Origin of the sequence: Halorussus caseinilyticus (genome assembly GCF_029338395.1) — an archaeon.
Taxonomy (GTDB): domain Archaea; phylum Halobacteriota; class Halobacteria; order Halobacteriales; family Haladaptataceae; genus Halorussus; species Halorussus caseinilyticus.
This window is the reverse complement of sequence record NZ_CP119809.1, coordinates 2111096-2124452: the sequence shown is the minus strand read 5'-3', so window position 1 is coordinate 2124452 and position 13357 is coordinate 2111096. Positions and strand designations below refer to the sequence as shown.

Here is a 13357-nt window from a genome sequence, read left to right as displayed (position 1 = left end):
CGGTCTCAGGTACCGAAGTCGGCCAGTCCGGTCTGACTGTCGTCGTCTTCCCCGCTGGCCTCGGCCTCCGAGTCCTCCGCTCGCTCCTCCACGGCGGTTCCGTCGGAACCGCCGCCCTCCGAGTCGGCGCGGTCGTCGTCCGACGCCGACCCCCTCGCGCCCTCGAACGCACCGCCGGAGTGTTCCACGGCCGCCTCCTCCCGGAGGGTCTGGGCGTCCTCTACGACGCTCCCGACCTTGTTGGTGTCCTTGCCCGACCCGGTGACGAACGAGACGTGTTCGGCGTCGAGGTCGTACTTCGCAGTCATCGCAACCGTCAACTCGCGGTTCTTGCAGTGGTGGGTCATCGCCGCGAGGAACGGCATCATCTCCCGGCGCGCGGTGGACATGCTCACGCCCTCGGTCTGGGCTATCTTGCGGGCCACGTAGTCGCGCTTCTTTCGGTTGGCCTTCGAACTCCCGAGCTTCTGCCAGTAACTCGGCGGGCCGTACCGGGTCCACCCGCCCTTCTCGCCCCGCCGAGAGGCGGCGACCCCGGCCGCGATGTTGTCGGTGGCGTAGCGCCACATCGAGTAGTCCTGCGTGGCCCGGACCCGGCCGAGCCACTTGTCGGCGTTCGAGAGGAAGCCGTAGGCGGTGGCGAGTTCCGCGCCCTCGTAGTCTTTGGGCACGTTGTCCTCGACCCAGTTCAGCAGGTCGTCTGGCGTCTCGTCAACGTCGTAGGACTCTTCGAGCGCGCTCTTGGCGTCTTTCTCCTTGAAGAGCGCGTCGAGGAAGTCGAAGATGCCGCTTGACCGGTCGCGCTCGCCCGTGACGGTCACGTCGTCTTCGGTGAGTCGTTCGTTGGTCTCGGCGATGGCCTGTAGGTCGTTGACCGCCGACCGGAGGTCGCCGTCGTTCTTGTCGGCGATGGCGCGCAGGGCCGCCTTCTCGTACTCGACGCCCTCCTGCTTGCAGATGTGTCTGAGCGCGGGCACGATGGACCGGGCCTGCACGTCCCGGAACTCGATGGTCTCGCAGTTGTTCCGGAGCGTGTTCGACATGTCGTAGAACTCGTTGGCGATGAGAATCATCGGCTGACCCGCGTCCGTGACGACTTCGGTGATGGCTTTCGACCCGCCGCGGTCCGCGTTGCCGTGGAGGTTGTCGGCCTCGTCCATGACGACCAGTTGCCGACCGCCAGCGTTGCCCGTCAGCGCCTGATTCTGCGCGGCACCTCCGGCGAGTTTCTCCACCACGTCCCCGGTCCGGGTGTCGCTGGCGTTCAACTCGATGGTCGGCCACCCCATGTCGTTGGCCAGCGCGTGGGCCGCGGAGGTCTTGCCCACGCCCGGACTGCCGTGGACGATAACGGCGTCCCGGTGGTCGTCCCACGTGTCGGCCCACTTCTTCAACTGGTCGCGGGCCTTGTTGTTCCCGCGAATCTCGGAGAGAGAGGAAGGGCGATATTTCTCGGTCCAGTCGGTCATTGTGCGTTGGTAGGGGTGAACGGCGTTTAGTGGTTGCGGAGCGCCAATCGTCCCACACGGTTACAAACGTCGGTGTAGACAACGTGACTGTGAGTAGCGAGTCCGCGACGACTGGAACGCGACGGCCAGTCCGTCCGAGACGCCGCCGAGGACCGAACACGGGCGGGACGAATGGCTGACCCGACTGCCATCGCACTCGACCTCGCGGTCATCGTGGCGAGCGTCGGCGCGCTCTGGGTCGGGGCGAAGCTACTGGTCGAGAACGCGGCCCGAATCGCTCGTCGCGCCGGAGTGTCGGAACTGGTCGTCGGTCTCACCGTCGTCGGGTTCGGTACCTCGACACCGGAACTCACCACGTCGGTCGGCGCGGCGCTCGCGGGTGCCGGAGATATAGCCGTCGCCAACGTCGTCGGGTCGAACCTCTTCAACGTCGGCATCATCCTCGGCGTCGTCGGCGTCCTGCGTCCGATTCCATCCTCTCGGACGTTGATTCGGCGAGACGGGGCGTTCATGGTTGCGGTCTCGGGGTTGGCGGCCCTCGTCGTCCGGGACGGACTCGTCGGTCGAACCGAGGGGACGGTACTAGTCGCCCTGCTCGTCGGATACGTCGCGTTGCTCGCCGCCCGCGGGACGCCGGACGGTACAGGCGCGACAACAGATGACCTCGCGAGCGGAACGACGAACGGCGTCCTCCCGCGGGAGGACGCCGAACCGACGACCCGCCGGTCGGTCGCGGTAGCGGTCGCCGGACTCGCCGTCGTCCTCGTCGGTGCGAACGCCCTCGTCTCGTCGGCGACCGGTCTCGCACGACTCGCTGGCGTCTCGGAGTGGGCTATCGGTGAGACCGTCGTGGCAGTCGGCACGTCCGCGCCGGAAATAGTCACCTCCGTCGTCGCAACGCGGCGCGGCGCGAGCGACCTCGCCGCGGGCAACCTCGTCGGGAGCAACGTGTTCAACGTCCTCGGCATCCTCGGAGTCTCGGCAGTGGTCCGTCCGCTGGCGGTGTCGCCGGTCGCGTTCGACGCGGCGGTCTGGCTGGTCGCGCTGTCGGCGTTCGTGGTCGGACTCTTAGCCACGCGAGGGCGACTGACGCGACCGGAAGGGGCGGTGTCGGTCGCCGTGACGGTCGGTCGGTGGCTCTTCGACGTGCTGTGAGGTCGGTCGAGCGGTGTTCGCCGCTCGACCGACGCGCCCTCCGTGCTTCGACCGTGACACCAGCTAGCATCCTCGGACAACGCTTTTGACTTCGGCCTCCGAGCCTTCTGGCATGTTTCCGGAGCGCATCCAGACCGACCGCCTCGTCCTCGAACCCCTCACCCCCGAGTACGTGGACGTGCTGGCGTTCTACGGTCACACCTCTCACCGGAACCCCGACATCGAGGAGATAACCGAGTATCTCTCGTGGGACCCCCACGAGACGCCCAAGGAGACGCTCGACTTCCTCGAATCCCGCGAGGAGGCGCGGGCCGCGGGCGAGGACGCGGGCTACGTCGTCCGACCCGCCGAGGGCGAGGACGGCGCGGGCGAAATCGCGGGTGCGGCAGGTCTCCATCCCGACTGGGAGCGCCGGACCGCCACCCTCGGGACGTGGCTCCGCAAACCGTTCTGGGGCAGGGGCTACTCCGGCGAGCGCGCGGCGGTCCTGATGGAAGTCGCGTTCGAGCGCCTCGACCTCGAAGTCGTCGCGGTCACGCATCAGGTCGACAACGAAAAGTCCGAGCGCGCGATTCGCAAGTACGTCGAACGATTCGGCGGCCAACACGAGGGTCTGCTCCGGAACGCCGGTCTCGCCCCCGACGGGCCGGTGGACGTTCGCCGCTACAGCGTCACCCGCGAGCAGTGGGCGGACGCGACCGGCGAGGAGACGCCGACTGTCGAAATAGTCCGAAGCGGAGGCGAGACCCGATGAGCCACCTGTTTCCCGAGCGCGTCGAGACCGAACGTCTCCTGCTGGAACGGCTCTGTCACGGGAACGTGGACGCTCTCGCTCTCTACGATTGCTTCGCGGCGGGAGTTGCCGACGAGGAAGTATTCGAGTACGTGCCCGAAGAGCCGTGGCACGCGCCGAAAGCGGCCCACGACCGCATCGAAGACGCCGAGGAACGCTGGCGCGAGGGGCGAGCGGCCGAGTACGTCGTCAGACCGGCGGACGGCGAGGACGGGTCCGGGGAAATCGCCGGAACGACCAGTCTCTTCTGCGAGTGGGAGCGCCGGACCGGGAGGCTCGGTCTCGTCCTCTGCAAGCCCTTCTGGGGCCGGGGCTACTCCGGCGAGCGCGCGGCGGCCCTGCTGGAACTGACCTTCGACCGCCTCGACCTCGAACTCGCCACGGCGGGCCACAACGAGGGCAACGAGAAGTCCGAGCGCGCGATTCGCAAGTACGTCGAGCGGTTCGGCGGTCAGTACGACGGGGTGCTTCGCAACTGGGTGCCGATGGGCGAGCGCGTCGACGACCTGCATCGCTACACCGTCACCCGCGAGCAGTGGAGCGAAGCGACGAAGGGGGACTGACGAGAACTCGCACCCGATGACCGACGAGCGATTCGACGTTCACGACCACCGCCACGCGCTGAAACTCCGCAAGGACACCGGCCAGACGCAGTTGTGGGAGAACAAAAAGGAGTTGGCGTGCCCGGCGTGCGACGATGCCTTCGCCGACCTGCTCGTCTCCGAGAAGCGCCACAACAGTTTCAACCCGCCGGACGGCCGGTTCTGCGTCGTCCGCGAGGAGGGTCGGATTCTGGTGTTCACCCACTGAAGTCGCCGAGTAGCGGCGCACGCGCCGTTACTCGGCGAGTCGGTCGAACGACGTTCCCGCGACGACTTCGCCGCCCTTGACGACCGTCTCGGGGTTCCGAAGCGTCCCGAGGTCTTCGAGGGGGTCGTCCTCGGCCACGAGGAAGTCGGCGAAAGAATCGGATTCGAGGGTGCCCGCGTCGTCCAGACCGATTACGTCGGCCGCCCGGCCGGTCATGGCGACGAGGGCGTCGTGGGGGTCCATCCCGTACTCGGCCATGAACGAGAGTTCGGTGGCGTTCGCGCCGTGGTAGTTGAACGGCGTCCCGGCGTCGGTGCCGCCGACGATTTCGACGCCCGCCTCTACCGCGTCCGCGAAGGCTTCGAGGTGGCGCTCGTACACGTCGTGGGTCTTCTGAAGCGCCTCGTCGGTGGCGTGGTCGGCGTTCCGGACGATGTGGTAGGGTGCCGAGAGCGTCGGCACCAGCACCACGTCCTCGGCGACGAGCAGGTCGATTGTCGCGGCGTCGAGGAACGTGCCGTGTTCGATGGTGTCCACGCCCGCGCGGACGGCGGCGCGCGCGCCCTCCGCGCCGTGTGCGTGGGCGGCGACGTGGACCCCGCGGCGGTGGGCCTCGTCTACCAAGGCGTCCATCTCCTCTTGAGTGAACGCGGGCGAGTTCGGGTCGGTACCGGGCGTCGTCACCCCCCCGGTCGCCATGAACTTGATGAACTGCGCGCCGCGCTTGACCTGCTCGCGGACCGCCTTCCGGCACTCGGTCGGCCCGTCTACCTCCCGGCCGAGGTGGTGGCCGTGTCCCCCGGTGATGGTTATCGACCGACAGTTGGCGACCATCCGGGGACCGGGAACGCTCCCGCGGGCGACGCGTTCGGCCAGCACCACGTCGAGGTCACGGGCACCCATCGCTCGGACGCCCGTCACGCCGGATTCGAGGGTCTCGCGGGCGTTCTCGACCTCGGTCAACATCAGTTCGGCCTCGCTCATCGACACCACGTCGGCGACGCTGGCCTCGCCCGACAGCGAGAAGTGGACGTGGGCATCGACCAGTCCCGGCACGACCGTCTTTCCCGACAGGTCGTAGACCGGTTCGTCCTCGCCGGGGTCGGCGTCGCCGACGGTCTCGACCCGGCCCGATTCGGGGTCGCACTGGAGCGATGCCTCGTCGTGGACTTCGCCGGTCCCGTCCACCACGCGGGCGTCACGCAGAATCATTTGGTGAACGTTCCCATTCCGCGCTCTTGAATCCCGCGAATGCTCTCGTCGGAATCGGTCGCAGAGTCCCAGAGGTGTCGCACCGCTGTCGTCCGGCCACAAGATACTCCCGGCGGCGACGGGTCGCTCCGGGCATGTCCCCGGTAGACGAGACGACGGCCGCGAGCGACGGACGAGTCCGTCGCGGAACGCTCGCCCGCGGCGCAGTCGCGGGCGTCGGCGCGTGGTTGCTCGGCTATCTACTCGCTTACGTCTGGAAGGCCCGAGCCGTCTCGGAGGCGTTGGAGGGCGTCGGGTTCGTCTCCAGACTGCTCGGCGGGGAAGCGATTCCCGCGTGGAAGGGCGTGACGTGGCTCTTCCTGAACGCCCACTTCGTGGCGACTCGGTTTCCCACCGTCACGGGCGGGACCCGGACGACCAACGTCGTGACCGGCGAGGGCGGTTCGACCCTCCTGCTGGCGCTCCCGCCGCTACTGTTGCTCGTCGCCGGAGCAGTCGCGGCGTACGGTCGTCCCGGCGGACTCGCGGCGGGTGCGGCGCTCGCGCTCGGCTATCTTCCGCTCTCGGCGATGGCCGCGTTCGTGACGACGCACGCCATCGGCGACACCTGGGCGGCTATCTCGGCCGACCCCGTGACCGCAATCCTGCTCGCGGGCGTGGTCTACCCCGCGGCGTTCGGCGCGGTCGGTGGTGTCGTCGTCGGCGCGGTGGAGTGACCGACAGCGGTCGGACCGAGTTGATTGCGCCACGGTTCTAACGCATCATATTGCCGTTTCAGAGCGCTAATACGGGTTTTAGCGCAATCTCTTGATTTTGTGGCCGCGCCGACGATTCTAACGCGACGTTGGCGGCCGACGACGGCAAACGACGAATCGGACGGAGCGGCTTACGAACTGCGAGAACCCGATTACCGCTCTGGAGCGGCGGCTTGGGGCCGAAAACAGTGTCAAACTTTCACACGCTACTAAAGGTTGGGTATTCAACTACTTCTCGATGGAGAGCTGGTGTGACTACTGTAGACGGCAACGACAAATCGTGAAAACGGTCTCGTGGCAACCGAACCTGTGTAGCGAGTGCGGGAACTCGGTCGAAGCGACGTAGCCCCGTTCCGCGGGCCTCGCTACTCCAACTTCCGGGCGACCATCTCGCCCCAGTGTTCGAAGCCGTGGCGGTCGTAGAACGCTTGCGCGCGGTCGTTCTCGCGGTCCACGTCGAGGACGAGGCGGTCCAGCGGCAAGTCTTGGTCGGCGGCCGACTCGACCGCGGCGTCCATCAGGTCGTCGGCGACGCCGGTCCCCCGGTACTCCGGCCGAACGTAAATCTCGTTGAGGACCGCGGCGTCCCAAATCATCGCCAACTGCTGAGGGAGAACGAACACGTACCCCGCGAGAGACATCTTTTCCTGTTCTGTAGATTCCTTTTTGTTTTCTTCAGCATCTTCTCTATTGCTTCCGGAATTATTTTGGTTGCTCTCGGCGTCGTCCGCGTCCGTCTCGTCCGCACCATCTCGGACCTCGGCCACGGTCACGCACCGCGGGTCGTGCTTCGTACACCAGAACACCCAGTCGAGGTATCGCTCGCCGTACTCGTCGGTCAGTTTCCCCTCGTAGACGGCCTGCTTGTCCTCGCCGCCCGTGCCCGACCCGAGACCGAGTTCGAAGCCGCGCTTGAGGTCCCACAGGTCGTGAGGGTCGCGGTCCGGGTCGTAGGGTCGGAGTCGAACGTCGTCGCTCATACCCGGAGGTTGGCGGACCGGGATGTTAGCGGTTGCGAGTCGGACCGCGCGGTGAACCGGGAACGCGAGTAGACCGACGCTAACCGCGAGTTCAGCGGACGTAGCGACGGTAGCTACTGCTTGAACCCGTGAAGACCGCACCGCAACCGCACTGCAACCGGAAGACCCGACGGGGAGACGCTAAGACCCGACGGGGAGACGACGACTTCAGGCTTGAACCAATCATACCGCACCGCGCCCCGTACCTCCCCGCGCCGCGTTCGCGCGGAACCGCGCGAACGCGGCGCGCGTCCCGTGGTCGGCGACAATCCACGAAACGCAGGGGTAAAACCCGCGATAGTGCCCGGTGGGACCGTCCACGAGGGTTCGGCCGGTCTCACGAGTCATCGGTTCAAGCAGTAGCTAGCTTCTCCGACCAGACCCCCTTCTCCGACCAGACCCCCTTCTCCGGCGTTTCGACTCCTTCACTCCCGCCGTCGCTCCATCCAGACTCGGAGACCCACGACCGAGTAGCCAGTCAGCGCGACAAGCGCGCGTTCCCCGGTGTACGCGATGGGGAAGAGGCGTTCGACGCTCTCGTCCTCCGCGCCCTTCTGCGGGTCCACGCCGGTACTGTAGTGGGTGTTCTCCGTCGTCGGGGCGGGCGCGGAGTCGCCGCCAGCGCCGCCTCCGCCGCCCGACCCACCGGCACCGCCCGACGCCGACGCGCCTCCACCGGACCCGCCCGCCGGTCCGGAACTCCCGCCCTCGTGAGGCAGGAGGGCGTCGGCCACCGCCTCGACATCGACACTCACGAGCGTCTGGACGAATCCCTTTTCGGTCGAGTAGAACACCTTGCCCGAGAGGTCGTAGAACCTGTCGTGGACCGGGTAGAACAGGTTCACGCCGTTGAAGAAGGCGTCGAGACCGATACCCGCGAACGCGACGGCGACGACGCCGACCCACGCGACTCGGACGCCGCGCGCACCCCACCGCGCGCGGACCAGCGACCGGTCGCGCCGCACGAAGTCCCACCACAGGACCCCGCCCGCGGCGAGGGGTAACAGGAGCGTGTGGAACGCCGACCGGTGGGCACCCGCTATCCAGAACCCCAGAAACACGTCGAAGTCCACCAGCGCCGTCGCCGCCATCACCACCGCCACCGCTTTCCCGTCGAAGTGTTCGGCGAGAAGCGCCGTCCCCACCAACCCCGCGAGCGCGACGTGTACCACCGTCGATGGCATGCACACCCATTCGACTCGCTGGACAATATCAGTTTCCCGGCGTGTTCGGCGAACGTCGAACCCCGACTTCGATACCCTTTTCCGACCGACCCCCGCACGCAGGACCATGACCGAACCGACCGACCCCCGCGAGGACCTCGCCGAACGCATCGCGGGCGAGATAACGCTGTCGGAGGACCCCGGCGCGACCCTCCGGAAGTGGCGGACCGACTTCGGCGTCTCCCAGACCGACCTCGCCGACCACCTCGACGTGTCGTCGTCGGTCGTCAGCGACTACGAGAGCGGCCGCCGCGAGAGTCCGGGCATCGGCGTCGTCTCCCGACTCGTGAACGCGCTGCTGGACATCGACGAGCGACGGGGCGGCGACCGAATCCGCCAGTACGCCCGGGTCCTCTCGGCCGGGTTCGAGAGCGACATCGTGAACGACCTCCGGGAGTACCCCACCACCGTCGCGCTCGACCGATTCTACGACGCGGTGGGCGCGACCGAACTCGCGGGCGGCGACCAGCACCACGTCACCGGCCACACCGTCATCGACAGCATCGAGGCCATCACCAGACTCTCCAGCGAGGAGTTCTATCGGCTCTACGGCCAGAGTACGAGCAGGGCGCTGATGTTCACCAACGTCACCCGCGGCGAGTCGCCGCTCGTGGCGATGCGCGTGGTCAACCCCACGCCGAACGCGGTGGTCCTCCACGGACTCGACCGCGAGGACCTCTGGGAACACGCGTCCAAGATGGCCCGCCTCGACGGGTTCTCGCTCGCGGTGACGAACGAACCGATAGACGACGTGTTGCACGCGCTTCGGGAGTTCCCGTAATCCGGGAGTCGCCGTACCCTTCGTTGCGCCGATTCAACGGGTGCTTGCCGGTCGCGCGCCCTCGGGTCGTTGGTCCGTCGGTTCCTACTGCCCTCGGTCGGGTCCCCCTTCTCCACGCGGTCGGTTCCGACGTGTGCGCTCGCAATCGAGACACGGCACCCTTCGTTTGATGAACGGTAGTCGTCCTTTATTTTCGTACTCGGAGTAGCGTCGGGCATGGTGGGGGACAACGACGACGCGAGCGACGACCCGTCCGACCAACCGGACGGCGAGATGCCCGGCGGGGGGATGACCGAGGGCGGCGGGTCCGGGAGCGGCTCGATGCCGGGCGGCGAGATGGAAGGCACCGGCGAGCAAGCACCGACCGAGAGCAGTATGCCCGAGGGGACCGTCGAACGCGGCGACTCCGAGCGCGAACGCGTCGGTATCCTCGTGGAGATGGCGGTCGAAGACGCCCGGATGGAGGCGATGGACGATGAGGCACTCGAAGAGACCGCGCTCGAACGCGCCGAGAACATCGACGTAGAGGAGTTCGAAATCGACAGGGAGTTTCAACCGCGGGTCAACCGCGTGCCGCCGTCCGACGCCAGCGCGGACGAGCGAGGCCCGAGTCGGACGGTCACTGTGTTCGGGACGGTCCGGCGCGACAAGATAGCCGACCTCGAAGACCAGTCCGGCATCGTCCGCGTAGACGAGGACGCCGCGGCTATCGAACCGTTCGACCGCACGAGAGACCGCGGGGAGTCGTCGGGTCACCCCGGACGACGCGCCGACAGGTCCCGACGCGCGGGCGACTCCTCGCGTCGGGTCCGACCCGCGCCGGTCGCCGAGGCCCGGACCACGGAGTCGGGGCGAACTTCGGAGTCGCCCCGCGCGTCGGCGACCGCCGACGCGCGGACCGAGGGGGCCGAGGCGCGCGAACTTCCGGTCGAGACGGGGCAAGCGCTCGGCGTCTGTCCGATTCCGCCCTGCGACTGCTCGCCGAGCGAGGCGAAGGGCACCCTCGACGAGGTGGCCGAGTACGTCGGCGCCAAACGCCTCTGGGACGCCGGATACGAGGGCGAGGAGATGGTGGTCGGCGTCGTGGACGGCGGTATCACGGCCACCGGCCAGACCTCGAACGGCGAGATTCCCCGAGTTGTCGGCGGGTGGCCCGAGGACGACTGGGGGACCACCGCGCTCTGGGACCGCCACGGCAACATGTGCGCGACGGACGTACTCGGCATCGCGCCGAAGGCGGAGTTGTACGACATCAGGGTCGCATCGCGGACCGGCGGCACGAAAGCGTACCTCTCGCGGCTGTTCCACGGCGTGGACTGGGCCATCCGCAAACACCGGGAGGACGGCACGCCCCACGTCCTCACGCTGAGCAACGGCATCTACCGGAAGTCGCTCGCGCCGAGTTACGCCGAGGACCCCGACCATCAGGTCACGCGCAAAATCGTGGAGGCAATCGACGAGGGCATCCTCGTGCTGTTCGCCGCCGGAAACTGCGGCGACGGGTGTTCGTGGTCGGACTCGCGGTGCGGGTCCACCGGTCCCGGCGGGAGCATCTGGGGTGCCAACGGCCACGGCGCGGTGATGACCGTCGGCGGCGTCAACATCGAAGGCCAGTTCGTCGGCTACAGCAGTCAGGGACCGGCCTCGCTCGCCGAGGACAAGCCCGACTTCTGCTCGGTGACGCACTTCAAAGGGTACAAAGAGAGCGCAGACAGCGGAACCTCGGCGGCCACGCCGGTCGCGGCCGGGTTGGTGACGCTGTTGAAGCAGGCCGACCCCTCCACGACCCAGAGCGACCTGAAAGACCGCCTGAAGCGGACCGCCACCGACATCGGTCCCGAGGGGTTCGACATCCACTCGGGGGCGGGAATCGTAGACGGTGAGAAGGCCTTCGAGTCGCGCGCCGAGTCCCGGTGGGGCGACTGGGAGGACCTCGGCGGCACCTGTCTCCACGGGGTCGGGGTCGCGTCGTGGAGCGCCGAACGCGTGGACGCGTTCACCGTGGGTCCGGACGCCGAACTCTACCGCCGGGCGTGGGACACCGACGGGTGGCACGACTGGGAGCGCCTCGGCGGGACCTGCGTCTCCGAACCCGCCGCGACGACCCGCGGCCAGAACAGCCTCGACGTGTTCGTCCTCGGCACCGACAATCACCTCTTTCGGACGTGGTGGGACGGCGACGAGTGGCGCGGGTGGGAACGGGTCGGCGGCCCCTGCTCTGAGGGGGTCGCCGCGACTTCGTGGGGCGAGGACCGACTCGACGTGTTCACCGTCGGGTTCGACAATCAGCTTCGCCACAAGACGAGAGACGCCGACGGGTGGGGGAGTTGGGAGAGTCTCGGCGGACCCTGCAACTCCGAACCCGCCGCGACAGCGTGGGGCGAGGACAGCCTCGACGTGTTCGTCCTCGGCACCGACAACCACCTCTATCACAAGTGGTGGGACGGGAGCAGTTGGAGAGGGTGGGAGAGCCTCGGCGGACCCTTCGTCCGCGGTCCGGCGGCGACTTCGCGGTCGGAGGGCACCCTCGATGTCTTCGCCGTCGGCACCGACAACCGACTGTACGGTCGCTCGTGGGACGGGTCGTGGGACGACTGGGAGGACCTCGGCGGGGTGTCGATTACCGCCCCGGCCGCGGTGTCGCGCACCCCCGACCGACTCGACGCCTTCGCGGTCGGTACGGACAGCACGCTCCAGCACCGAGCGTACGGACCGACCGAAGAGTAGGACCGCGACCGAAGGGGAGGGCGGACTACTCCACGTAGTCGTACATCCGCTCGTTCATCCGGCCGCGACCGGTGAAGACGAACTCGCCGTCCGGCACGGTGAAGTCCTCCATCTCGATGGTCTTGTCGTGGTTGTGCCGGTCGTGGACGTTCTCGTACTCGGCGAACGAGAGGTCGTAGCGGGCGTCGTTTTGCTCGTCGATGTCGAGCGCCTCGATTTCGCCTTTCCAGCCGTCTCGAACCGTCTCGGCGTGAATTTCGGCCTGTGCGCCGGAGCCGTAGGAACCGACGCCGAGTTTCTCGCCCGCGAGGTCGATGTCCTGCTCGGCGGCCTCCTTGAGTGCGGCGGCGCGGGCGATGTGGACCGACCCGGTGTACCAGTTACCCACCTGTCGGGAGAGCGAGAGCGTCGGTTCGACGGTGGCGTCGTACCAGTCGCGGTACGCCTCGGTCGATTTCAGGTCGTCCATGTGGTCGCGGATGGCCTCCTCGTATGCTTCGCGGTCCTCGAAGTCCTCCTCGCGCGGTTGGAAGCCGATTTCCTCGGCGAGTTCCTCCTCGACGGGCGTATCTCGAATCATGTGCCGATAGGCCAGCACCGCGGCCTTTCGGACCATGCCGGGGAACGGCGTGTGGAACGGGATGTACGCGAAGTCGTCGGGGTGGGAGGCACCCGCGACCGACTCGTAGTCCTCAAGCGCCTCGCGCATCCGGGCGAGGTACACCTGCATCGAGCGCTTGCCGTCCACGCTCGGGAACTGCTGGTTGGGCTTGAGGAAGTCCGTCTCGTCGGCGCTCCCGTAACCCTGTTCGGCCGAGAGTTCCACTAGATTCGGGTCCTCGGAGATGAGCATGGCGACTGCGCCCGCGCCCTGCGTCGCTTCGCCGGGGTCGCCGCGGGCGTAGAGGGCGGTGTCGGTGGCGACGACGAGCGCCGACCGGCCGCGGTTGCGTCCGGCCTTTATCCAGTTGTAGGCGTCGTCCAGACTCTGGGTGCCAGCGATGCAGGCGAACTTGCGTTCGCCCTTGTTGGCGTGGTGGAAGTCGCCGTCGTACACCTGTTCGAGACAGCCCGCGATGTAGGTCGAGACCGGTTTGGAGTTGTCGAACGCCGACTCGGTGGCCACGTCGATGCGGCCGATGTCGTCGGGCGTGAGGTCCTTGCGGTCCATCAGGCGCTTGGCCGCGTTCGCGCCCATCGTCACGATGTCCTCGTGGGCGTCCGGGAACGAACTCGCGTGCAGGCCGAGTCCTTTGGTGTACTTCTCGGGGTCCTCGCCCTTCTCGGGCGCGAACGTCTCCGCGAGGTCTAGCTTGAGCTTCCCGGTCCAGATTTCGATGGCGTCGATACCGACGGCTGTCATATCTTCACCTCCGGCGACCGGCTATAAGATTTTGTCGATGACTGTTTCGA

12 protein-coding genes are annotated in these 13357 nt (G+C 67.5%); 7 read left to right on the top strand and 5 right to left on the bottom strand.

Features of this window, described 5'->3' with window-relative positions; all coding sequences use genetic code 11:
- Positions 1 to 5 precede the first annotated feature (5 nt).
- Entirely contained in the window at positions 6 to 1469 is a 1464-nt protein-coding gene (locus tag P2T60_RS10600) for a replication factor C large subunit (RefSeq protein WP_276279215.1), read from the bottom strand.
- Positions 1470 to 1640: 171 nt separating this feature from the next.
- On the opposite strand from P2T60_RS10600, the gene P2T60_RS10595 reads away from it, so the two are divergent.
- From P2T60_RS10595 to P2T60_RS10580, 4 genes are all read left to right on the top strand, one after another.
- The gene (locus P2T60_RS10595) at positions 1641 to 2624 is read left to right on the top strand and encodes a calcium/sodium antiporter (protein ID WP_276279214.1); all 984 of its coding nucleotides are present in this window, start codon (positions 1641 to 1643) and stop codon (positions 2622 to 2624) included.
- A 112-nt stretch (positions 2625 to 2736) separates the two neighbouring features.
- Positions 2737 to 3378, top strand: a complete 642-nt coding sequence (locus P2T60_RS10590) for a GNAT family N-acetyltransferase (protein WP_276279213.1) — start codon at positions 2737 to 2739, stop codon at positions 3376 to 3378.
- Between the two features lie 5 nt (positions 3379 to 3383).
- Entirely contained in the window at positions 3384 to 3980 is a 597-nt protein-coding gene (locus P2T60_RS10585) for a GNAT family N-acetyltransferase (protein ID WP_276282198.1), read from the top strand.
- Between the two features lie 16 nt (positions 3981 to 3996).
- Positions 3997 to 4227, top strand: coding sequence for a DUF7385 family protein (locus P2T60_RS10580; RefSeq protein WP_276279212.1), 231 nt, complete (start codon positions 3997 to 3999; stop codon positions 4225 to 4227).
- 27 nt (positions 4228 to 4254) lie between these two features.
- On the opposite strand, the gene P2T60_RS10575 is transcribed toward P2T60_RS10580, so the two are convergent.
- Entirely contained in the window at positions 4255 to 5439 is a 1185-nt protein-coding gene (locus tag P2T60_RS10575) for a metal-dependent hydrolase family protein (RefSeq protein WP_276279211.1), read from the bottom strand.
- A 134-nt stretch (positions 5440 to 5573) separates the two neighbouring features.
- Between P2T60_RS10575 and P2T60_RS10570 the strand changes: the two genes are divergently transcribed.
- Positions 5574 to 6155: a DUF7978 family protein gene (locus P2T60_RS10570; protein ID WP_276279210.1), complete on the top strand. Its 582-nt coding sequence runs from the start codon at positions 5574 to 5576 to the stop codon at positions 6153 to 6155.
- A 404-nt stretch (positions 6156 to 6559) separates the two neighbouring features.
- Here P2T60_RS10570 and P2T60_RS10565 read toward each other — a convergent pair whose 3' ends face one another.
- Together P2T60_RS10565 and P2T60_RS10560 are read right to left on the bottom strand one after the other, a co-directional pair.
- Positions 6560 to 7174, bottom strand: a complete 615-nt coding sequence (locus P2T60_RS10565) for a GNAT family N-acetyltransferase (protein ID WP_276279209.1) — start codon at positions 7172 to 7174, stop codon at positions 6560 to 6562.
- 464 nt (positions 7175 to 7638) lie between these two features.
- Positions 7639 to 8397 carry a metal-dependent hydrolase gene (locus P2T60_RS10560; RefSeq protein ID WP_276279208.1) on the bottom strand — a complete coding sequence of 253 codons (759 nt, stop codon included), beginning with the start codon at positions 8395 to 8397 and terminating at the stop codon, positions 7639 to 7641.
- Between the two features lie 106 nt (positions 8398 to 8503).
- Here P2T60_RS10560 and P2T60_RS10555 point away from each other — a divergent pair, with 106 nt between their 5' ends.
- Both P2T60_RS10555 and P2T60_RS10550 read left to right on the top strand, forming a co-directional pair.
- A complete protein-coding gene (locus P2T60_RS10555; protein ID WP_276279207.1) occupies positions 8504 to 9217 on the top strand; it encodes a helix-turn-helix domain-containing protein in 714 nt (237 codons plus the stop codon).
- A 216-nt stretch (positions 9218 to 9433) separates the two neighbouring features.
- Complete coding sequence (locus tag P2T60_RS10550; RefSeq protein ID WP_276279206.1) at positions 9434 to 11944, top strand: DUF8189 domain-containing protein; 2511 nt, start codon at positions 9434 to 9436, stop codon at positions 11942 to 11944.
- 25 nt (positions 11945 to 11969) lie between these two features.
- Here the strand turns inward: P2T60_RS10550 and hmgB are convergent, their stop codons facing one another.
- Positions 11970 to 13307 (bottom strand): hydroxymethylglutaryl-CoA synthase, encoded by a 1338-nt coding sequence (gene hmgB / locus P2T60_RS10545; RefSeq protein ID WP_276279205.1) that lies wholly within the window; start codon positions 13305 to 13307, stop codon positions 11970 to 11972.
- Positions 13308 to 13357 lie beyond the last annotated feature (50 nt).

What these genes read in the sequence shown, in the direction of transcription:
- P2T60_RS10600 (WP_276279215.1), bottom strand. Translation starts at nt 1,469, where the DNA reads ATGACCGACTGGACCGAGAAATATCGCCCTTCCTCTCTCTCCGAGATT.
- P2T60_RS10595 (WP_276279214.1), top strand. Translation starts at nt 1,641, where the DNA reads ATGGCTGACCCGACTGCCATCGCACTCGACCTCGCGGTCATCGTGGCG.
- P2T60_RS10590 (WP_276279213.1), top strand. Translation starts at nt 2,737, where the DNA reads ATGTTTCCGGAGCGCATCCAGACCGACCGCCTCGTCCTCGAACCCCTC.
- P2T60_RS10580 (WP_276279212.1), top strand. Translation starts at nt 3,997, where the DNA reads ATGACCGACGAGCGATTCGACGTTCACGACCACCGCCACGCGCTGAAA.
- P2T60_RS10575 (WP_276279211.1), bottom strand. Translation starts at nt 5,439, where the DNA reads ATGATTCTGCGTGACGCCCGCGTGGTGGACGGGACCGGCGAAGTCCAC.
- P2T60_RS10570 (WP_276279210.1), top strand. Translation starts at nt 5,574, where the DNA reads ATGTCCCCGGTAGACGAGACGACGGCCGCGAGCGACGGACGAGTCCGT.
- P2T60_RS10565 (WP_276279209.1), bottom strand. Translation starts at nt 7,174, where the DNA reads ATGAGCGACGACGTTCGACTCCGACCCTACGACCCGGACCGCGACCCT.
- P2T60_RS10560 (WP_276279208.1), bottom strand. Translation starts at nt 8,397, where the DNA reads ATGCCATCGACGGTGGTACACGTCGCGCTCGCGGGGTTGGTGGGGACG.
- P2T60_RS10555 (WP_276279207.1), top strand. Translation starts at nt 8,504, where the DNA reads ATGACCGAACCGACCGACCCCCGCGAGGACCTCGCCGAACGCATCGCG.
- P2T60_RS10550 (WP_276279206.1), top strand. Translation starts at nt 9,434, where the DNA reads ATGGTGGGGGACAACGACGACGCGAGCGACGACCCGTCCGACCAACCG.
- hmgB (WP_276279205.1), bottom strand. Translation starts at nt 13,307, where the DNA reads ATGACAGCCGTCGGTATCGACGCCATCGAAATCTGGACCGGGAAGCTC.